The 18926-nt window shown below is 65.6% G+C and carries 19 protein-coding genes and 1 tRNA gene; 9 read left to right on the top strand and 11 right to left on the bottom strand.

The annotated features are described in order from the left end of the window. Window positions 1-70: 70 nt before the first annotated feature. The 9 genes from ASD76_RS13155 to ASD76_RS18540 all read right to left on the bottom strand — a co-directional run bounded on the left by ASD76_RS13155 (window position 71) and on the right by ASD76_RS18540 (window position 8122). Window positions 71-484, bottom strand: coding sequence for a DUF3035 domain-containing protein (locus ASD76_RS13155; RefSeq protein ID WP_055923699.1), 414 nt, complete (start codon window positions 482-484; stop codon window positions 71-73). Further along, window positions 484-1020: a signal peptidase II gene (lspA, locus tag ASD76_RS13150; RefSeq protein WP_055923696.1), complete on the bottom strand. Its 537-nt coding sequence runs from the start codon at window positions 1018-1020 to the stop codon at window positions 484-486. The genes ASD76_RS13155 and lspA overlap by 1 nt, the downstream gene beginning before the upstream one ends. Further along, window positions 1017-3998, bottom strand: a complete 2982-nt coding sequence (locus ASD76_RS13145) for an isoleucine--tRNA ligase (RefSeq protein WP_055923693.1) — start codon at window positions 3996-3998, stop codon at window positions 1017-1019. Before ASD76_RS13145 ends, lspA begins: the two co-directional genes overlap by 4 nt. 272 nt (window positions 3999-4270) lie before the next feature. After that, window positions 4271-5194, bottom strand: a complete 924-nt coding sequence (locus tag ASD76_RS13140; RefSeq protein WP_055923690.1) for a bifunctional riboflavin kinase/FAD synthetase — start codon at window positions 5192-5194, stop codon at window positions 4271-4273. Then, window positions 5194-5685, bottom strand: coding sequence for a dihydrofolate reductase (locus ASD76_RS13135; protein WP_055923687.1), 492 nt, complete (start codon window positions 5683-5685; stop codon window positions 5194-5196). The genes ASD76_RS13140 and ASD76_RS13135 overlap by 1 nt, the downstream gene beginning before the upstream one ends. Further along, window positions 5685-6737 (bottom strand): 5-(carboxyamino)imidazole ribonucleotide synthase, encoded by a 1053-nt coding sequence (locus ASD76_RS13130; RefSeq protein WP_055923685.1) that lies wholly within the window; start codon window positions 6735-6737, stop codon window positions 5685-5687. The genes ASD76_RS13135 and ASD76_RS13130 overlap by 1 nt, the downstream gene beginning before the upstream one ends. Before the next feature lie 16 nt (window positions 6738-6753). Beyond that, entirely contained in the window at window positions 6754-7251 is a 498-nt protein-coding gene (gene purE / locus ASD76_RS13125) for a 5-(carboxyamino)imidazole ribonucleotide mutase (protein ID WP_055923682.1), read from the bottom strand. Window position 7252: 1 nt separating this feature from the next. After that, on the bottom strand, window positions 7253-7939 hold the full coding sequence (gpmA, locus tag ASD76_RS13120) for a 2,3-diphosphoglycerate-dependent phosphoglycerate mutase (RefSeq protein WP_055923679.1): 687 nt from the start codon (window positions 7937-7939) through the stop codon (window positions 7253-7255). 36 nt (window positions 7940-7975) lie between these two features. Next, window positions 7976-8122 (bottom strand): hypothetical protein, encoded by a 147-nt coding sequence (locus tag ASD76_RS18540; RefSeq protein WP_200943104.1) that lies wholly within the window; start codon window positions 8120-8122, stop codon window positions 7976-7978. A 90-nt stretch (window positions 8123-8212) separates the two neighbouring features. On the opposite strand from ASD76_RS18540, the gene ASD76_RS13115 reads away from it, so the two are divergent. The 3 genes from ASD76_RS13115 to ASD76_RS13105 all read left to right on the top strand — a co-directional run bounded on the left by ASD76_RS13115 (window position 8213) and on the right by ASD76_RS13105 (window position 10361). Continuing rightward, window positions 8213-8287: transfer RNA gene (locus ASD76_RS13115), tRNA-Thr, on the top strand. Window positions 8288-8346: 59 nt separating this feature from the next. Further along, entirely contained in the window at window positions 8347-8826 is a 480-nt protein-coding gene (locus ASD76_RS13110; protein WP_055923676.1) for a PH domain-containing protein, read from the top strand. Then, the gene (locus tag ASD76_RS13105; protein ID WP_055923674.1) at window positions 8823-10361 is read left to right on the top strand and encodes a PH domain-containing protein; all 1539 of its coding nucleotides are present in this window, start codon (window positions 8823-8825) and stop codon (window positions 10359-10361) included. The genes ASD76_RS13110 and ASD76_RS13105 overlap by 4 nt, the downstream gene beginning before the upstream one ends. Here ASD76_RS13105 and ASD76_RS13100 read toward each other — a convergent pair whose 3' ends face one another. Continuing rightward, window positions 10362-10667, bottom strand: a complete 306-nt coding sequence (locus ASD76_RS13100) for a GNAT family N-acetyltransferase (RefSeq protein WP_055923670.1) — start codon at window positions 10665-10667, stop codon at window positions 10362-10364. Between the two features lie 53 nt (window positions 10668-10720). Between ASD76_RS13100 and ASD76_RS13095 the strand changes: the two genes are divergently transcribed. Both ASD76_RS13095 and ASD76_RS13090 read left to right on the top strand, forming a co-directional pair. After that, window positions 10721-11716: a threonine aldolase family protein gene (locus ASD76_RS13095; RefSeq protein ID WP_055923668.1), complete on the top strand. Its 996-nt coding sequence runs from the start codon at window positions 10721-10723 to the stop codon at window positions 11714-11716. A gap of 7 nt (window positions 11717-11723) precedes the next feature. Then, window positions 11724-12653 carry a DMT family transporter gene (locus tag ASD76_RS13090; RefSeq protein ID WP_055923665.1) on the top strand — a complete coding sequence of 310 codons (930 nt, stop codon included), beginning with the start codon at window positions 11724-11726 and terminating at the stop codon, window positions 12651-12653. Here the strand turns inward: ASD76_RS13090 and ASD76_RS13085 are convergent. Then, window positions 12616-13407: a hypothetical protein gene (locus ASD76_RS13085; protein ID WP_055923662.1), complete on the bottom strand. Its 792-nt coding sequence runs from the start codon at window positions 13405-13407 to the stop codon at window positions 12616-12618. The genes ASD76_RS13090 and ASD76_RS13085 overlap by 38 nt on opposite strands. 52 nt (window positions 13408-13459) lie before the next feature. On the opposite strand from ASD76_RS13085, the gene pepN reads away from it, so the two are divergent. The 4 genes from pepN to ASD76_RS13065 all read left to right on the top strand — a co-directional run bounded on the left by pepN (window position 13460) and on the right by ASD76_RS13065 (window position 18910). Then, complete coding sequence (pepN, locus tag ASD76_RS13080) at window positions 13460-16117, top strand: aminopeptidase N (RefSeq protein WP_055923658.1); 2658 nt, start codon at window positions 13460-13462, stop codon at window positions 16115-16117. Further along, a complete protein-coding gene (pgeF, locus tag ASD76_RS13075; RefSeq protein WP_055923655.1) occupies window positions 16110-16871 on the top strand; it encodes a peptidoglycan editing factor PgeF in 762 nt (253 codons plus the stop codon). The genes pepN and pgeF overlap by 8 nt, the downstream gene beginning before the upstream one ends. Window positions 16872-17072: 201 nt before the next feature. Beyond that, window positions 17073-17618: a ubiquinol-cytochrome c reductase iron-sulfur subunit gene (gene petA / locus ASD76_RS13070; RefSeq protein WP_055924292.1), complete on the top strand. Its 546-nt coding sequence runs from the start codon at window positions 17073-17075 to the stop codon at window positions 17616-17618. After that, window positions 17618-18910 (top strand): cytochrome b, encoded by a 1293-nt coding sequence (locus ASD76_RS13065; protein WP_055923652.1) that lies wholly within the window; start codon window positions 17618-17620, stop codon window positions 18908-18910. Before petA ends, ASD76_RS13065 begins: the two co-directional genes overlap by 1 nt. Window positions 18911-18926 lie beyond the last annotated feature (16 nt).

Raw genomic sequence — 18926 nt, 5'->3', positions numbered from 1 at the left:
CCACACCCTCTCGCGCGAGAGAATCCGCGTGCCACCGGTGAGGCCCGCCCAGCAGGCCCGGGCAAGGTTCCTAGGAAGGAATGACGGCCCGTGCGGCCTGGCCATCGCCTTCGGGCGCGGCGAGGATCGTGCGCGTCGTGCCGCCCTTGTCCACCGTATAGGTGTTGGGATCGCCTACCGAGCTGCGGATGCCCGGATCGGCAGTACCGGCACGGCTGATGGCGTTCGATTCCACCGCGCTGCGTTGCGCCGGGCCGCCGAACAGCGCCTCAAGAGCCTGTTGCGAAGCGGCGCCTTCGGCTGGACGCGGAGCGCCCGGAGCCGGCGGGACAAGCGAGAAATCGGGCGGGACCACCAGCGGGGCCTGGCGTTGCACGGCAAATTCGTCGGGCCGGTCACGGCTGCCGAGCAGGTCGCCGCTGGTGCATCCTGCCAGCAGGGCCGCGCTGCTGGCGACGAGAACGATCCGGGTGGTCATGTGCATCAAGAAATCTCCGCGGGTTTGTCCGCCTCTTGGCTCCCCTGAGGGGCGGCCGGTTTCTCGCGCATGAACAGCGCGCGAGCAAGGATTATCAGCACGCCGATGGTGATAGCGGCATCGGCGATATTGAAGATCAGGAACGGGCGAAATTCGCCGATGTGGAAGTCGGCATAATCGATCACGTAGCCGAGTTCGATCCGGTCGCGGATATTGCCCATCGCGCCGCCCAGGATCAGCGCCAAGCCGGCGATGTCCCAGAGCTTGCGTTCGCGCAGCATCCACACCAGCACGACGATGGCGATGAGCCCGGTCACCCCGACCAGGCCCCAGCGCATTTCGGGCGAGGTGGCCTCGAACATGCCAAGCGAGACGCCGAAGTTCTGCGTCCAGCGAAGGTCGAAGAACGGCAGCAAGTCGATCACGCCGACCTCGCGCAGGTTCCATGGGCCGACGACCCGCCCTTTGACCCACTGGTCGAGGACGTAGATCGTCGCCGCGAGGACCAGGCCGATCGTTCTGTTACGCCATTCTCGGGTCATGCGACTGCATCCAGTTGGGCCACGGCATCCTCGCAACGATCGCACAGGCCGCCGTCCTCAGTTACTTCGGGCAGCAAGCGCCAGCAACGGCCGCACTTGGCGTGTCCGCTCTTACGCACGGTTACGGTGTCGCCATCGGTCCGATCGACTGCCGCGCTGATGAACAGTTCGGCGAGGTCGGCGTCTGAGAAGCCCTCGGGCACGATCTCGGAGGGAACGGTGACTTCGGCCTCAAGGCTCGAACGGACGATCTTCTCGCGCCGCAGCGGCTCGATTGCCTCGGTCACCTGCACGCGCAGGGCGCGCAGTTTGGCCCAGCGGGCGGCGTCCGCGTTCACGGCGGGCACTTCCGGCCACACCAGCAAGTGCACGCTGGCGCTGTCGGGATAGCGGCTCTGCCAAATTTCCTCGGCGGTGAAGACCATGACCGGCGCGGCGTAGCGGATCAGCGCTTGGAACAGTGTGTCGAGCACTGTGCGGTACGCGCGCCGGTTCAGGTCCGACGGCGCGTCGCAGTAGAGCCGGTCCTTGCGGATATCGAAGTAGAACGCCGAAAGGTCTTCGTTGCAGAAGTCGATCAGGGCGCGGGTGTAGGTGTTGAAGTCGAAGTCATCGACCGCCTGCTTGAGCTTGGCATCGAGCTCACCCAGCAGCGAGAGCACGTAGCGCTCCAGCTCCGGCATCGCGTCCGGACCGACCCGCTCGCTCTCCTCGAACCCGTCGAGCGCGCCGAGCAGGTAGCGGAAGGTGTTGCGCAGCTTGCGGTACTGGTCGGCCACGCCCTTGAGGATCTCGGGGCCGATGCGGTGGTCTTCGGTGTAGTCGACCGATAGCGCCCACAGGCGGATGATGTCGGCGCCGTATTCCTTCATCACGTCGAGTGGGCTGACGGTGTTGCCCTTCGACTTGGACATCTTCTCGCCCTTGGCATCCATCGTGAAGCCATGGGTGAGCACCGCGTTGTACGGCGCGCGGCCACGGGTGCCGCAACTCTCTAGCAGCGAGGACTGGAACCAGCCGCGATGCTGGTCGGAGCCTTCGAGATAGAGATCGGCCGGCCATTGCAGGTCCGGCCAGCGGCCCGATTCCAGCACGAAGGCATGGGTCGAACCGGAATCGAACCATACGTCGAGAATGTCGACGATCCGCTCGTAGTCGGCGGCGTCGTACTGGTTGCCGAGCAGCGTCTGTGCGTTGGCGTCCGACCAGGCGTCGACGCCCTTCTCGTTCACTGCGCTGACGATGCGCTGGTTGACCTCGGGATCGACCAGGTATTCGCCGGTCTTGCGGTCGACGAACAGCGTGATCGGTACGCCCCAGGCGCGCTGGCGGCTGAGCACCCAGTCGGGGCGGCTCTCGACCATGGTGCCGATGCGGTTGCGGCCCTTTTCGGGGACGAAGCGGGTCTGCTCCAGCGCGTTCATCGCGACCTGGCGCAGGGTCTTGGTCGGCTCCTGAGCGCCGCCCTCGTTCTCCCAGCGCTGTTCCGGGCGGTTGTCGATGTGCTCGATGCCGGGCTTGTCCATCGGCACGAACCACTGCGGCGTGCAGCGGAAGATCACCTTGGCCTTGGAGCGCCAGCTATGGGGATAAGAGTGTTGATAGTCGGTGGACGCGCTGAGGAGAGCGCCCGTCTCGCGCAGATCGGTGCAGACCGGCCCCTCGGGCGCGTTGAACTTGGGGTTGATGACCGACATCGACCGTTCGTCGGTGCGCGGCAGCCACAGCCAGTCCTCGCGATAGCGGCCATCGGCCTCGACGATGAACTTGGGCGAGATGCCGTGCGCCTTGCACAGTTCGAAGTCGTCCTCGCCATGGTCGGGCGCCATGTGGACCAGGCCCGTGCCGCTGTCGGTAGTGACAAAGTCGCCGGGCAGGAACGGACGCGGCTCGGCGTAGAACCCGCCGAGGTGGTGCATCGGGTGACGGGCGATTGTGCCGGCGAGGTCGGAGCCTTTGAAGCCTTGGACACGCTCGATCACGAACCGGGGCGTACCGATGCTGAATTCGGCGAAGTCCAAATGCGAGAGGGCAGCATTCAAGCGCCTCTCGAATGACTCAAGCAACGTTGAGGCGACAATGAAGCGAGGACCTTCAGCGAGCCACGGGAGCGCTCGGGCGGCCATCGCCAAAGCGGCGCCGGCCGGTCCGTCTAAATCTCGGCCGTCTTCCTCGGTGGCGAACCAGCAATCAACAAGCGTGTACTCAACCTCAGGCCCATAAGCCAAAGCCTGGTTCGCCGGGATCGTCCACGGCGTGGTCGTCCAGATCACCGCATGCGCGCCGACCAGTTCGGGGATCGGGCTCTCGACGATCTCGAACGCCACGTCGATCTGGGTCGAGGTGATGTCCTCGTACTCGACCTCGGCCTCGGCCAGCGCGGTCTTTTCGACTGGCGACCACATCACCGGCTTGGCCCCGCGGTAGAGCTGGCCGCTTTCGGCGAACTTGAGCAGTTCGCGCACGATCGTGGCCTCGGCCTCGAAGTGCATCGTCAGGTAGGGGTTGTCCCAATCGCCGTTGATGCCGAGACGCTTGAGCTGTTCGCGCTGGGTGTCGACCCAATGCTGGGCATAGGCGCGGCATTCGGCGCGGAATTCCTCGACCGGGACCTGGTCCTTGTCGAGCTTCTTCTTGCGGTACTGTTCCTCGACCTTCCACTCGATCGGGAGGCCGTGGCAATCCCAGCCGGGCACATAGGGCGCGTCCTTGCCGAGCAGGGTCTGCGTGCGCACGACCATGTCCTTGAGCACGTGGTTCAGCGCGTGGCCGATGTGCATGTCGCCGTTGGCGTAAGGCGGGCCGTCGTGGAGGATGAACTTGGTCTGCCCGGCGCGGTTCTCGCGCACCTGCTGGTAGAGCCCTTCGGACTGCCAACGCGCGAGGAGGCCCGGCTCCTTCTGCGGAAGGCCGGCCTTCATGGGGAAATCGGTCTTCGGCAGGAAGACGGTGTCTCTGTAATCGCGTTGTTCGGACATTGAGGGCGGGCCTTAGCGGGGGCGAAGGGGGACTGCAATTTTTGTTCGCGTGGGGAGATGGAGATGAGATTGCCTCACGCAAAGGCGCAAAGGCGCGAAGAGGTCATGCTTCACCCCGTCCGTTCGTCCTGAGCCTGTCGAAGGACATCAGCGCAGCGCTGGGGTGGTTCGACAAGCTCACCACGAACGGGTTGGGTGGGGTTCTCGGTTCCGGATCGAGCGCGGCACCTTTGCGCCTTTGCGTGAGATATTTAGGCGGTCGCAGCGCGAACCTAACCCAGCAACTCGCCCGCCCGAGCGCAATCCTCGCCCATCTGGTTGATGAGCTCTGCCAGGCTGGCGAACTTCGCCTCCGGCCGCAGGAAGTGGTGCAGCGAAACCTCGATCTCACGCCCGTAGAGATCGCCGTCGAAGTCGAAGAAATAGGGTTCGAGCAATTCCTTCGGCGGATCGAAGGTCGGCCGAATGCCGAGATTGGCCGCACCCCTCAAGGTCTCGCCGGTGTCGAGAATTCGCCCGGTCACGGCGTAGATTCCATATCGTGGCCGCAGGTAGGGCCCGAGGTCGATATTGGCCGTCGGATAACCGATCTCGCGCCCGCGTTTGTCGCCATGCTGGACGATCCCGCGCACCGCGAACTCGCGGGTCATAAGTTGCGTCGCCGTCTCGCAATCACCGGCCTTGAGCGCATCGCGAATGCGGCTGGAGGACACCGCGATCTTGCCCTCCATCACCGGGCCGATCGCGCGTGCGGCGATGCCGTGCCGGGCGCCCTCACTCTCGAGCAGCGCCAGGTTCCCGCCGCGTCCCTTGCCGAAGGTAAAGTCCTCGCCCGTCACCACGCCAGCCGCGCCGAGATGCCCGCCGAGCAACTCGCCGATGAACGATTCGGCCGGCATGGCCGCAAGATCGTCATCGAAATCGAACACCATCATGGCGTCCGCCCCAGCGCCGGCGAACAGCTCTTCGCGCTGGTCGAGCGTGGTCAGGCGGAACGGCGGGACGTGCGGCGCGAAGTGGCGCACCGGGTGCGGATCGAAGGTGGCGACGATGGCGGGGCGGCCCTCGGAGCGAGCCCACTCGACCGTTTCCGCGACCACTCGCTGGTGGCCGAGATGGAAGCCATCGAAATTGCCCAGCGCGATGATGGCGCCGCGCAGGGCGTCGGGCACCGGGTCGCGATGGCCGAAGCGCATCAGTGGGCGCGCTCCAGCGTGACGAAGGCGTAAGCCGGGTCGTTGCCCTCGGCCGCGTGCTTCACCCGTGCGGTTTCGCGCCAGGTGCGCGTGTCCGGGGTGGCCATGTAGACGTCGCCCTGGGTGTTCTCGAAAATCTCGGTGATCTCTAGCTTGGTCGCGAGCGGCATGAACAAGTCGAAGATGTCCGCCCCGCCGATCACTGCGACGTCGCCCGAGCCGGCGAGCGCCAGCGCCTCATCCACCGAGTGCACGACTTCGGCACCCTTGGCGCTCCAGCCCTTCTGCCGCGTCAGCACGATGTGGCGGCGGCCGGGCAGCAGGCCGGGCAGGCTGTCGAAGGTCTTGCGGCCCATGATCATCGGCTTGCCCATGGTCAGCCGCTTGAAGCGCTTGAGATCGGCGCTGATCTTCCACGGTACGTCATTGTCGCGCCCGATGGTGCCGTCGAGGGCACGGGCGACGATGAACAGGACTTCGCGATTGGCCATCAGCCTAACTTCGTTACGTGGCCCATCTTGCGGCCAGGGCGGGCTTCGCTCTTGCCGTAGAGGTGGACGTGGTTGCGGGTGTCGGACAGCAGCTTGGTGATCCCGCCTTCAATCTCGCCGATCAGGTTGGTCATCTGGATCTTCGGCCACATTGTCGATGTGTCGCCCAGCGGCAGGCCGAGGACCGCGCGGGCGTGGTTCTCGAACTGGCTCGTGACGGCGCCCTCGATAGTCCAGTGGCCCGAGTTATGGACCCGCGGGGCCATCTCGTTGAACACCGGCCCGTCGGGCGTGGCGAAGAATTCGAGCGTCAGCACGCCGATATAGCCGAGCGCCTCGGCCACGGCGTAAGCGAGCTTGCGAGCTTCGGCCATTTGCTCGCTGACGACCGGCGCGGCGGGCAGCGACGAGGTGGCGAGGATGCCGTTCTCGTGCACGTTCTGCGCCGAATCCCAGAAGCGTACTTCGCCATCGAGCCCGCGCACGAGGATGACCGAGAACTCGGCTTCGAACTTCACGAACCCTTCGTAGATCAATCCCGGGCCGGGCAGGCGCAGTCCGGTGGCGTCGTGGGCCGAGGCGATGCGCCACTGGCCCTTGCCGTCATAGCCGTCGCGCCGGGTCTTGAGGATGCCGGGCGCGCCGATCCGGGCGATGGCGTCAGCAAGGTCGGTTTCGTTGTCGACCGCGGCGTAAGGCGCGGGCCGGCCACCGAGACCTTCGACGAAGCGCTTCTCGGTCAGGCGGTCCTGAGCGATCTCCAGCGCGCGAGTGCCGGGAGCGCGGAGCGGGGCGGGAATGGCGTTGACGGCCTCCACCGGCACGTTCTCGAACTCGTAGGTCACCACGGCGCAATCCCGCGCGAAGGCGCTTAGCGCCGCGTGGTCGTCCCACTCGGCGCAAGTGAAGCGCGCGCTGACTTCGGCGGCGACGCTCTCCTCTTCGGGAGCGTAGATATGACACGAATAGCCGAGCTGGGCCGCAGCCATGGCGATCATCCGGCCAAGCTGGCCGCCGCCGAGAATACCAATGGTGCCGCCAGGCTGGATCATGCGCGAGTCACTTGTGTCAGGAGTCGGCCGGCTTTTCGGCCACCGCTTCGGTCTGCGCCGCGCGCCAGGCCTGGAGCTTTTCGGACAGGGCGGGATCCGACAGCGCGAGTACCGCCGCGGCCAGCAAGCCGGCGTTGGTCGCCCCCGCATCGCCGATCGCGAGGGTACCGACCGGGATTCCGGCGGGCATCTGCACGATCGAGAGCAGGCTGTCCTTGCCCGAAAGCGCCTTGGACATGACCGGCACGCCGAGCACCGGCAGGTGCGTCATGCTGGCGACCATGCCCGGCAGGTGCGCTGCGCCGCCAGCGCCGGCGATGATGACCTGGAAGCCTTCGGCCGCTGCGCCCTTGGCGAACTCCACCAGCCGCTCAGGCGTGCGGTGCGCGGAGACGATCCGCGCCTCGTAGGCGACCCCGAGCTGGTCGAGCACTTTCGCGGCATTGCCCATGGTCGGCCAGTCGGACTGGCTACCCATGACGATGGCAACTTTCGGAGCTGGGGCTCCCCCCATTTTAGCGATCCTTCAGGTAGTGGCGCTCGCCGGCGAGCAGCTTGTCGTCGAACTCGTAGACGATCGGTTCCCCGGTGGGAATCTCCAGTCCGGTGATGTCCTCATCCGAAATGTCCGAGAGGTGTTTCACCAATGCCCGCAACGAATTGCCGTGGGCCGAGACGATGACCGTCTCACCCTTGGCCAGCTCGGGCAGGATCGCGGCTTCCCAATAAGGGAGCACGCGTTCGATCGTCAGCTTGAGGCTTTCGGTGGCGGGCACTTCGAGCCCGGCATAACGCGGGTCGGCGGAGAGATCGTATTTGCTTCCGGCTTCGAGAACCGGGGGCGGCACATCGAAGCTGCGGCGCCAGACTTTGACCTGCTCGTCGCCATGCTTGGCGGCGGTCTCGGCCTTGTCGAGCCCGGTGAGGCCGCCATAGTGCCGTTCGTTGAGGCGCCAGTCCTTGGTCTCCGGGATCCACAGGCGGCCACAGGCTTCCAGCGCCAGGTGCAGCGTCTTGATCGCGCGAGTCTGCAGCGAGGTGAATGCGCAAGTCGGCAGCAGGCCGGTCTTTGCCAGCAGCTCACCCGCGGCAGTTGCTTCCGCCACACCTTTTTCGGTCAGGTCGACGTCCCACCAGCCGGTGAATCGATTCTCCAGGTTCCACTGGCTCTGGCCGTGGCGGACGAGGATCAGGCTGGGCACGGGGACGGACGCTCCTGCAATATTGAGCGCGAGCCGTTAGCGGGGTGGGTCTTTTTTGGAAAGGCCTTCGCCTTCCGTGCGATTCTCGATCTCGCGCGACTGGACCTTCCGCCGCTTGAGGTTTTCCCGCAGCTTGGCGGCCAGTCTCTCCTCCCGCGTCAGACTTTGCCGATCTTCATTCATCGGCAATGCCTAGCCGCTATTCGCGGTGTCGCTCAAGCACCGCTTGACATCGGGAAGCGGCGCGACAATAGGGCCCGCCTCTTCAGCGGCGCTGCTGTAGCTCAGTGGTAGAGCGCACCCTTGGTAAGGGTGAGGTCGGGAGTTCAATCCTCCCCAGCAGCACCATTCGCCCTGGTTCCCGGATTTTCTTGCCATTGGCAGGTGTGTTGTCCATCTAGGGCACTATGGAACAGGCCGACCGCGACGGGGACGAGCTGACCCCGCTTCATCCGAACTACGTGAAGTCGCTGCGCGTCAGCTGGCTGATCGGTACCCTGCCGTTCGTCATCGGCGCGCTGGTGCTCGAAGTCGCTGGCGTCCTGCCGCGCGGTTCCTTCATCGCGCCGGTACTGCTGGTCGCGCTCTATGCCATCATTCGGGTGCCGCTGAGGCGCTACCAGGCGCGCGGGTTCCAGATGGGCGGTGACCGGCTGCGGGTGGTGCGTGGCCTCCTGTTCCGTTCCGACACCGTGGTGCCGTTCGGCCGCGTCCAGCATATCGACGTCCACCAAGGTCCGATCGAACGGGGCTATGGCCTCGCGACGCTGGTGCTGCACACCGCGGGCAACCACAACGCCTCGGTTCGACTGCCGGGCCTCGCCCATGACGACGCGGTGGCGATGCGCGAAGAAATCCGCGCGCACGTCAAGCGCGAGACGATGTGAGCCAGGAAGACGAAGCCGAACAGCACGGCTGGCGGCGCGCGAGCCCGCTGAGCTTTGCCGTGCAGGGCCTGATGGGCCTGCGCAATGCCATCCTCCCGGTCGCGGCGATTCTCTTCGGCTCGCGCAACTGGGGCGGAGGCGCCGTGGCCGTGCTTCCGATCCTGCTTGCGGTCCTCGTGCTAAGTCTCGGGGGTGGCTGGCTGGTCTGGCGCAAGACGCGCTATCGCCTGGGAGAGAGCGACGTCAGGGTCGAGGGCGGGATCATCAACCGCACCGCGCGCTCGGTACCCTACGAGCGGATTCAGGACGTCAGCCTCGAACAGAAGCTGCTCCCGCGATTGCTGGGCCTGGTCGAGGTCAAGTTCGAGACCGGCGCCGGCGGCAAGGACGAGCTCAAGCTGGCCTTCGTCACCGAGGCCGAGGGCGCCGCCCTGCGCGAGGCGGTGCGAGAGCGGCGTGACGGCGTGCAGGCAGCGTTGCCGCACGAAGGCACGGCGGTCGTAGCGCCGGAAGGGCGAACGCTCTTCGCGATGGACTTGCGCCGGCTTGTCACCTTCGGGCTGTTCGAATTCTCGCTCGTGGTCTTCGCGGTGGTCGCGGGCGCGGCGCAGCAGTTCGACTTCCTCCTGCCGTTCAACTTATGGGACGCGAGCAAGTGGATGGAGCTGCTCGCCGGACCGGGTCACTGGCTCGGAGGGCTAGGCCTGGCGACGCAGGCCATTGCCGCCTCGATCGCGCTCGCGGCCTTCGCGGTGCTTGGCCTGGTGACCGGTCTCTCGCGCACGGTCCTGCGCGACTATGGGTTCCGGCTGGAGGACACGCCCAAGGGCCTGCGCCGCCGGCGCGGCCTGCTCACCCGCACCGATGTGCTGATGCCGGTGCACCGCGTCCAGGCCCTGGCGGTCACGACCGGCATCGTCCGCCGCCGTTTCGGCTGGCACGCGCTGGAGGTGGTCAGCCTGTCGCAGGATGCGAAGTCGGGCAGTCACATCGTCGTGCCGTTCGCCACGATGGATGAGATCGCTCCGGTCGTTACCGTCACCGACTTTGCGTTGCCGGGTCCGGAGACGTCATGGCACCGCCCGAGCCCGAAGTATCATTTCGACAATGCGATCGTGGGCGTGACTCTGCTTCTCGCGGCCGCTGCAGGCGCCGGTCTTGTCGGGGCTTTCCTGCCGTTCCTCAGTCCGATTGCGCAAATTACCGAGGCGGTGTTCGTGGTCCTGGCGGGCTTTTCTGCGGTTCGGGAGTACTTCCTCTGGCGTCATGATCGTCATGCGATCGACCATCGGCATATGTTCATCCGCCGTGGCTGGCTGGCGCCGAGGCTCGACATCGCCTCGCGCCTGAAGCTGCAGTCGGTGGAGATCAGGCAAGGTCCGATCGCCCGCCGTCGGGGCTACGCCAACCTCGACTTCGGTGTGGCCGGGGGAGCGCTCGGCATGCACGGCATTCCGCTCGAAACGGCGCGCGAAATCCGCGCTGCGGTGCTTGAGACCATTGCCCGAGTGGATTTCTCCCGCCTGCCGGGCTGATCAGTCCGGCCGTTCTGCCAGGAGGTCGGCCCATTCCGGATGCCGGCGAAACTGCGCCTCGACGTAGCTGCACTGCGGGTCGATCGTGAAACCTAGCGCCCGCGCATCGGCGATCAAGGCTTCAACCAGTTGCTGGGCGATACCTTTGCCGCGCATCTCCGGTGGGACGAAGGTGTGGTTGGCGATCCTGGCCGAGCCCTGTGCGATCCAGGTCAGCTCCGCGGCGCGATCGATGCCCGGGAGGGTGGCCCGATAGGACCCGTGATGGACCTCGTCGGTCCGAACGATTTCGATCGGCTGCGTCATGGACCGGCGTCTCCTTCTTGCCTCGAACCGCCGGCCAAGCCATGGCGTTCCCCATGCAATTCCTCTCAGACAATTCCGCCGCGGTCCATCCGCAAGTCTGGGATGCACTGAAGCGGGCCGATTCGCCGGATACGCCCTATGACACTGACGTCCTCAGCCGCCGGCTCGACGAGGCGTTCGGGGCGCTGTTTGGGCGTGAGGTCGCGGTACTGTGGGTCGCTTCCGGCACAGCGGCGAACTGCCTTGCGCTCTCGACCATGGTCCAGCCGCACGGCGGGGTGTTGTGTCATCGCGAAGCCCATATCGAGATGGACGAAGGCGGCGCGCCCGGCTTCTACCTCCACGGCGCAAAGCTGGTGCTGGCCGAAGGCGAGCACGCGAAGCTCACCCCCGAATCGCTTCGTGCCGCGCTCGATCCGATCCGCGATGACGTGCACCAGGTGCAGGTTCACGCCCTCTCGTTGACCCAGGCGAGTGAATATGGATGCAGCTATCGACCTTTCGAGCTGACCGAGCTGACAGGGCTCGCCCGTGAGCGCGGGCTGAAGGTGCAGATGGACGGCGCGCGCTTCGGCAATGCCGTCGCCTGGCTCGACTGCTCGCCGGCTGAAGCCTGCGGCGACGTCGACGCGCTCAGCTTCGGGTGCGTCAAGAACGGCGGAATGAGCGCCGAGGCCATCGTGTTCTTCGACCCGGCCTTGGCCGATGTCGCCCGCTATCGGCGCAAGCGCGCGGGGCACCTGCAGTCGAAGGGCCGCTTCCTCGCGGCGCAAGTCCTGGCGCTGCTCGAAGGCGACCTGTGGCTTGCCAACGCGCGCGCCGCCAATGCCGCGGCGGGCGAGATCGCCCACGCTGCGGGTGAGCGCCTGTTGCATCCGGTCGAGGCGAACGAAGTCTTCCTGCGCTGCACGGCTGCCGAGCGCGTATCGCTTAGGGGCGAGGGCTTCGGCTTCTACGACTGGGGTCCCGACGCCGCCCGCTTCGTCGCCGCTTGGGATACCAAGGAAGGTGACGCGCGTGCGCTTGCCAGGGCCATAGCTGCGCTGTGAGCGTGCGGTGACCGCCCCGAGCCGCAAGCATGCCCTGCTGCGGGCGGATATCGCCCTGCCGTTCCTGCTCGTCGCGCTGATCTGGGGCTCGACCTGGTTCGTCATCAAGGACCAGCTGGCCGCAGCTCCGCCCAGTTGGTCGGTCACATACCGCTTCGCCATCGCCGCCGCGGGAATGTTCGCGCTCGCGGCTTATACTGGCAGCCGGTTCAGGATGACCACGAAGGGACACCTGCTGGCGATAGCGATCGGACTCACGCAGTTCTGCCTTAACTTCAACCTCGTCTACCGCGCGGAGATCCACCTCACCTCTGGCATAGTCGCGGTCCTGTTCGGGCTGTTGATGCTGCCCAACGCGCTGTTCGGCCGGATATTCCTTGGGCAGGAGATTACGCGTCGGTTCCTCACTGGCTCGCTGATTGGCCTGGGTGGGATCGCCTTGTTGCTGATCCACGAAGCGCGCCAGGCGCCGCCAACCGGCCAGGTGGGGCTGGGCATCTTGCTGACCGCCGCCGCGATCCTTTCCGCATCGAGCGCCAACATCATCCAGGCGAGCGAGAAAGCGCGCAAGCAGCCGCTGCTGCTGCTTCTGGCCTGGGCCATGCTGTGGGGTGCGGTTCTCGATGCCTTGTTTGCCTGGACGGTTTATGGCCCGCCGGTCTTTCCGCAGAGTGCGCGGTATTGGGGCGGCGTCGCCTACCTTGCGATCATCGGCTCAGTCGTGACGTTCCCGCTCTACTTCCGCCTGATTCGCGACCTCGGGCCGGGACGGGCGGCTTACAACGGGGTGCTGGTGCCAGTCGTGGCCATGGGCATTTCGACGGTATTCGAAGGCTACAGCTGGTCCGCCCTGGCGCTCGCGGGCGGTGCCTTGGCCATGGCCGGCATGGTCGTGGCGCTCAGGGGTCGGAGCGCGCCGATGCCAGGCAAGACCTGAGCCCGCTGCGAAAGTCAGCATGGCGCGGCTGCCAGTCGAGCACGCGCTTGGCCTTGCAGTTCGCAACGCGACGGTTCTCTGAATAGAACGCCCGAGCTTGCGGCGAGAGGCCGGCCTCATCGAGTGACTGGAGCGGCGGCATTGCTACGCCGAGCAGGCGACAGGCCTCCTCGATCACCGCGTTCTGGCTAGAGGGCGTGTCGTCGGCGAGATTGTAGGCGCCCGCCGGCGCGTCGAAGCCCGCGACGACTCCCGCCGCGATGTCGTCCACGTGGACGCGGCTGAAGACCTGGTTCGACAAGTCGATGCGATGCGCTCGGCCTTCCGACACGCGCTCCAACGCACTTCTTCCCGGACCGTAGATCCCCGGCAGCCGGAACACTCGCGCACCGCGTTCGAGCCAGGCCGAATCGGCTTCGGCCCGCGCTGAGCGGCGGCCCAATCCGGTCGGCGCCGTCTCGTCGACCCAGGCGCCGCCGGTGTCGCCGTAGACACCGGTCGAGGAGAGGTAGCCCAGCCAGCCTTGCTGGAGGGCGTCCCCGTATTGAAGCAGGGCTGGGTCGCCCTGTTCGCCGGGCGGAACGGACGAAAGCACATAGTCCGCAACGCCAAGCGCAGCGCGAACGCCCGCCCCGTCGTCAAACGCCAGTTCAGCGTCTTGCCCGGTCGCAGTCACCCGCCAGCCACGCGCCTCTACTGCCAACCGAATACGTTTCGCAGAATAGCCGAGGCCGAAGATGAACAGATGTGGCATTGGCTCGTTGTATCGATTGGAGGAGCCAACGAAAGGACTTAGGGAGACCACCATGGACATCGCCCGCACGCCCTCCACCCCCGACGGCAATCCCGAAATGGCCGACGCCCCTCCGGAACCGACGAGAGCGCCCCAGCTGATCCAGCGAGAGGACTACGCGCCCTTCGCCTGGTTGGTGCCGGAAGTCGCACTTCGCTTCGACCTCGGCATCGAGCGGACGCGGGTTCACGCCACTCTTACCGTCCAGCGCAACGCCAGGGCCAACCCGGCCGAGTTCATCCGTCTTGAGGGTGACTCGCTGACCCCGCTCGAAGTCACCGTCGATGGCGAGGCGATCAACAGCTGGAGCCTGGACGATGGGGACCTGATGGTGCCCCTGTCCGGCGATACGCATCAGATCGAGGTCGTGACCGAGATCGACCCGTCGGCGAACACCCAGCTCATGGGCCTGTTCGCATCGAACGGGATGCTCTGCACCCAGTGCGAAGCCGAAGGGTTCCGGCGGATCACTTTCTTCCCCGACAGGCCGGACGTTCTTTCGGTCTACAGCGTGCGGATGTCGGGATCGAAGGACCTGTTCCCGATTCTGCTCAGCAACGGCAACCTCAAGGCATCGGGCGAACGGCCCGACGGGACACACTGGGCCGAATGGCACGACCCCTGGCCCAAGCCGAGCTACCTCTTCGCCCTCGTCGCCGGGGATCTCGTTGCCAATCGGGACAGCTTCACGACCACTTCGGGCCGTGAGGTCGAACTCGCGATCTGGGTCCGAGACGGCGACCTCGACCGCACCGACCACGCGATGGATTCGCTCAAGCGGGCGATGAAGTGGGACGAAGATACCTTTGGCCGCGAATACGATCTCGACACCTTCAACGTGGTCGCGGTCAGCGACTTCAACATGGGGGCGATGGAGAACAAGGGCCTCAACATCTTCAACACCAAGTACGTCCTGGCCGACCGCGCCACCGCCACTGACGGCGACTATGACGCGATCGAAGGGGTCATGGCCCACGAGTACTTCCACAACTGGTCGGGCAACCGGGTCACCTGCCGCGACTGGTTCCAGCTTAGCCTGAAGGAAGGCTTCACCGTCCTGCGCGACCAGCTGTTCAGCCAGGACATGGGCTCCGAATCGGTCAAGCGGATCGAGGACGTGCGCGTGTTGCGGGCGGTGCAGTTCCCCGAAGACAGCGGGCCGCTGGCCCATCCGATCCGCCCCGACAGCTATCGGGAGATCTCCAACTTCTACACCTCGACGGTCTATAACAAGGGCGCCGAAGTCATCCGCATGATGCGCACGATGTGCGGCCCCGAGCGGTTCCGTTCGGGTTGCGACCTCTATTTCGAACGGCACGATGGGCAGGCTGCGACTTGCGAGGACTTCATCACCGCGATCGAGGACGGGTCCGGGCTCGACCTCGGCCAATTCCGCCTCTGGTATCGCCAGGCGGGCACGCCCAAGGTCAAAGTGCGGCTCGAGCACGATGGCGACACCGCGACGCTCCACCTGAGCCAGGAGGTTCCTGCGACGCCCGGCCAGCCGGACAAGCATCCGGTCCCGATACCGCTGCGTGTGGCGCTGTTCGATAGGGAGTCGGGCGAACACGAGGGCGAACAACTGGTTATTCTCGAGCATGCTCAAGCGAGCTTGAGCTTTTCCGGATTCACCGCCCCGCCAGTGCTTTCGATCAACCGCGGCTTCTCCGCGCCGGTCGCGATCGAGCGCGACGCGCCTGTCGAGGATCTCGTGTTCCTCGCAGCCAAGGACGACGATCCCTTCGCTCGCTACGAAGCGATGCAGGACCTGGTCGTGACCTATCTGCGCGACGCGGCAAGCGGCGTTTTGGGCGCAGAGCAGCGGGCGGCCGGCCAGCAGGCGATCCTCGCTGCTTTCGCCAGTGCCGTCACGGATCGGGCGCTCGATGATCTCATGCGCGGCGAGCTGCTGATCCTGCCCGGACACTCGTACGTGTCCGAACAGCTGCCGGTGGCGGACCCACTCGCCATCCATCAGGAACGCGAGGGGCTGAAGGCCCTGCTCGGCTTACGGCTAGAAGCCGAACTCGTCGCAATGCACGAGCGGGCAAGCGCGATCCCGGACGGGTCAGATGCCGCCGCTCGCGGGGCACGCAAGGTCAAGACGCAGGCGCTGGTCTACCTGGCTCCCGGTGTGCCCGAGCGGGCCAAGGAATTGGCAGTGGCCCAATACGACGCCGCAACCAACATGACTGACCGGCTGGGCGCGCTGATGGTGCTCGTCGGGCTGCGGTCGCCGGAACGCACCGACAAGATCCTCGATTTCTACAACCGCTATCGCGACAACCCGCTGGTGATCGACAAATGGTTCGCGATCCAGGCGCAGTCGCTCCACCCCGATGTACTCGAGCATGTCAAAGCGCTGGCCAAGCACCCGGACTTCAACATCCGCAATCCCAACCGGGTGCGTTCGCTCTACATGGCGTTCACCGGGGCGCCGCAGGGCTTCCACACGGCGTCAGGGGAGGGCTATCGCCTGATTGCGGACCTGATCCTCGAGCTCGACCCGATCAACCCGCAGACCGCGGCACGTTTCGTGGCCCCGCTCGGGCGGTGGCGGCGGACCGAGCCGGGCCGGGCCGCGATGATGCGCGCCGAGCTTGAGCGAATCTCGAAGGCGCAGAAACTCAGCCGCGACACTTTCGAGCAGGTAACCCGCAGCCTTGGTTGAGGAAGTCGAGGTCATCCGGTCCGGCGTGCTGGCGGGGATCCCACACGGGTTTCTCGGCCGTCGTGGTGGCGTCTCGCAAGGCGTTGCGGCTGGCCTAAACGTCGGCCTTGGCGCGGACGACGCCGGCGAGGCTGTGGCCGAGAATCGCCGTCGGGCCGTGGCAGCGGTTCAACCCGGGGCCAGGCTTGTCACCGTCTATCAGGTGCATTCACCGGATGCCGTCATCGTCGGTGAACCCTGGGCGGACGATGCGCGCCCGCGCGCCGATGCCTTGGTCACCGTCCGTCCCGGCCTGCTGCTGGCAGTGGTGACCGCCGATTGCGCCCCGGTCCTGCTGGCCGATGCCGAGGCGGGCGTGATCGGGGCGGCCCATGCCGGCTGGCGCGGAGCGCATGGCGGGGTGCTTGAAAGCACGGTGGCGGCCATGGAACGGCTCGGCGCCGACCGCGGACGGATCGCGGCGGCGATCGGCCCGGCGATCGCTCAGGACAGCTATGAAGTCGATTCCGGGTTCCGCGAAGCCTTCGAGTCTGCCGATGAACGCTTCTTTGCCGCGGGGCGCGAGGGGCACTGGCAGTTCGATCTGGAGGCCTATGTCGCCCATCGATTGCAGGGCGCGGGAATCACCCGGATCGAGCCTCTCGGCCTCGACACATATGCCGATGAAGGGCGCTTCTTTTCCTTCCGCCGGGCGACCCATCGCGGCGAACCGAACTACGGTCGGCAATTCTCGCTGATCGGGCTGCCCGGATAGACTGTCAAAATACGGCCAAAATGCCTGTTGGCATGTAGGGTTCGCTCGTCTATCAGCCCGGCCAAGTCGGCTCCCCGGGGCTTCTTTTTCGGGCGCCGGCTGGTCGAAATTCTTCAGCCCCATGCAGGGTGTTTACCCGCAAGGGCTGGCAGGCAAGGCAAGGTAATGGCAACCACCACTGGCACCGCCCAACCCGAAGCGATGGCCGAAGGGGAAGGCGTACGGCGTCGCGATTTTATCGAGATCGCCGCAGTCTCCGCAGCAGGCGTCGCAGGCGCCGCGGTCCTCTTTCCGCTGATCAGCCAGATGGCTCCGTCGAAAGACGTGCTGGCCGAATCCACTACGGAACTGGACATCTCGGCGATTCAGCCGGGGCAGGCGATCAAGGCAATTTTCCGCAAGCAGCCGCTGTTCGTGCGCAATCTGACGCCGCACGAAATCCAGCAGGCCGAAGCGGTTCCGATCGACAGCCTGCGCGATCCGCAGACCCTGCTCGAGCGGACCAAGGAAGGCCACGGCAACTGGCTCGTCACCATGGGCGTCTGTACCCACCTGGGCTGCGTGCCGCTGGGTGCGGGCGAAGGTGAGAATCGTGGCGAGTTCGGCGGTTATTTCTGCCCGTGCCACGGGTCGCACTACGATACCGCCGGCCGCATTCGCAAAGGCCCTGCGCCGAAGAACCTGGAGGTACCGTCGTACGTGTTCACCTCTGACACCCACCTCGTGATTGGGCAGGAGTCGGCCTGATGAGCTTCCCTTGGGCCAAGCAGTATGAACCCAAGGCACCGCTGATGCGGTACCTTGACGAGAAGCTGCCGCTTCCGCGCCTTGTCTACAACGCGATCGGTGGCGGTTATCCGGTGCCGCGCAACCTCAACTACTGGTGGAATTTCGGCGTTCTCGCCGGCTTCTGCCTCGTGCTGCAGATCGTCACCGGCGTGATCCTGGCGATGCACTTTGCGGCCAATGCCGGCGTCGCCTTCAATTCCGTCGAGCACATCATGCGCGACGTGAACTGGGGCTGGATGCTGCGTTACGCGCACGCCAACGGGGCGAGCTTCTTCTTCATCGTCATCTACATCCACATCTTCCGCGGCTTCTTCTACGGTTCGTACAAGGCCCCGCGTGAGATGGTCTGGCTGCTTGGCGTGGTCATCTTCCTGTTGCTGATGGCGACGGCCTTCATGGGCTACGTCCTGCCGTGGGGTCAGATGAGCTTCTGGGGCGCAAAGGTCATCACCGGCCTGTTCGGGGCGATCCCGATCGTCGGCGAGCCGATCCAGATCTGGCTGCTCGGCGGATATGCGCCGGACAACGCCGCTCTGAACCGCTTCTTCTCGCTGCACTTCCTGCTGCCGTTCGTGATCGCCGGCGTGGTGATCCTGCACATATGGGCGCTGCACATCCCCGGCTCGTCGAACCCGACGGGCGTGGAGATCAAGGGCGAAAGCGACACGATTCCGTTCCACCCGTACTACACGGCCAAGGACGGTTTCGGGCTCGGCGTGTTCCTGATCCTCTACTGCCTGATGGTGTTCTTCCTGCCGAACTACATGGGCCACCCGGACAACTACATCCCGGCGAACCCGCTTTCGACGCCGGCGCACATCGTGCCCGAATGGTACTTCTGGCCGTTCTACGCGATCCTGCGCGCCTTCACCGCGGACATCCTGTTCGTTCCGGCCAAGCTGCTTGGCGTGCTGGCGATGTTCGCGTCGATTCTGGTGTGGTTCTTCCTGCCGTGGCTGGACAAGTCGCCGGTCCGTTCGGGCCACTTCCGTCCGGTGTTCAAGAAGTTCTTCTGGGTGCTGGTCGTTGACATGGCCGTGCTGTTCTACTGCGGCGGCGCGCCGGCTGAAGAGCCGTACGTGATGCTCAGCCAGCTCGCGACCGCCTACTATTTCCTGCACTTCCTCGTCATCCTGCCGATCGTTTCGATGATCGAGCGGCCGGACCCACTGCCGTTCTCGATCACCGAGTCGGTACTCGGATCTGACGACAAGGCGGTGCTGGGCGCCAACGCGACATCGGCCGCCTGACCGCGCGGAATAAGGG

Source organism: Altererythrobacter sp. Root672 (genome assembly GCF_001427865.1).
GTDB lineage: Bacteria > Pseudomonadota > Alphaproteobacteria > Sphingomonadales > Sphingomonadaceae > Croceibacterium_A.
This window is presented reverse-complemented; position numbering and strand designations above follow the sequence as displayed.

Excerpts from the sequence above, each read along its gene's own strand:
- petA (WP_055924292.1), top strand. The coding sequence starts at position 17,073 with ATGGCCGAAGGGGAAGGCGTACGGCGTCGCGATTTTATCGAGATCGCC.
- ASD76_RS13065 (WP_055923652.1), top strand. The coding sequence starts at position 17,618 with ATGAGCTTCCCTTGGGCCAAGCAGTATGAACCCAAGGCACCGCTGATG.
- ASD76_RS13095 (WP_055923668.1), top strand. The coding sequence starts at position 10,721 with ATGCAATTCCTCTCAGACAATTCCGCCGCGGTCCATCCGCAAGTCTGG.
- pepN (WP_055923658.1), top strand. The coding sequence starts at position 13,460 with ATGGACATCGCCCGCACGCCCTCCACCCCCGACGGCAATCCCGAAATG.
- purE (WP_055923682.1), bottom strand. The coding sequence starts at position 7,251 with ATGGGGGGAGCCCCAGCTCCGAAAGTTGCCATCGTCATGGGTAGCCAG.
- ASD76_RS13145 (WP_055923693.1), bottom strand. The coding sequence starts at position 3,998 with ATGTCCGAACAACGCGATTACAGAGACACCGTCTTCCTGCCGAAGACC.
- ASD76_RS13155 (WP_055923699.1), bottom strand. The coding sequence starts at position 484 with ATGCACATGACCACCCGGATCGTTCTCGTCGCCAGCAGCGCGGCCCTG.
- lspA (WP_055923696.1), bottom strand. The coding sequence starts at position 1,020 with ATGACCCGAGAATGGCGTAACAGAACGATCGGCCTGGTCCTCGCGGCG.
- ASD76_RS13135 (WP_055923687.1), bottom strand. The coding sequence starts at position 5,685 with ATGGCCAATCGCGAAGTCCTGTTCATCGTCGCCCGTGCCCTCGACGGC.
- ASD76_RS18540 (WP_200943104.1), bottom strand. The coding sequence starts at position 8,122 with ATGAATGAAGATCGGCAAAGTCTGACGCGGGAGGAGAGACTGGCCGCC.
- ASD76_RS13100 (WP_055923670.1), bottom strand. The coding sequence starts at position 10,667 with ATGACGCAGCCGATCGAAATCGTTCGGACCGACGAGGTCCATCACGGG.
- ASD76_RS13130 (WP_055923685.1), bottom strand. The coding sequence starts at position 6,737 with ATGATCCAGCCTGGCGGCACCATTGGTATTCTCGGCGGCGGCCAGCTT.
- ASD76_RS13140 (WP_055923690.1), bottom strand. The coding sequence starts at position 5,194 with ATGCGCTTCGGCCATCGCGACCCGGTGCCCGACGCCCTGCGCGGCGCC.
- ASD76_RS13085 (WP_055923662.1), bottom strand. The coding sequence starts at position 13,407 with ATGCCACATCTGTTCATCTTCGGCCTCGGCTATTCTGCGAAACGTATT.
- ASD76_RS13110 (WP_055923676.1), top strand. The coding sequence starts at position 8,347 with ATGGAACAGGCCGACCGCGACGGGGACGAGCTGACCCCGCTTCATCCG.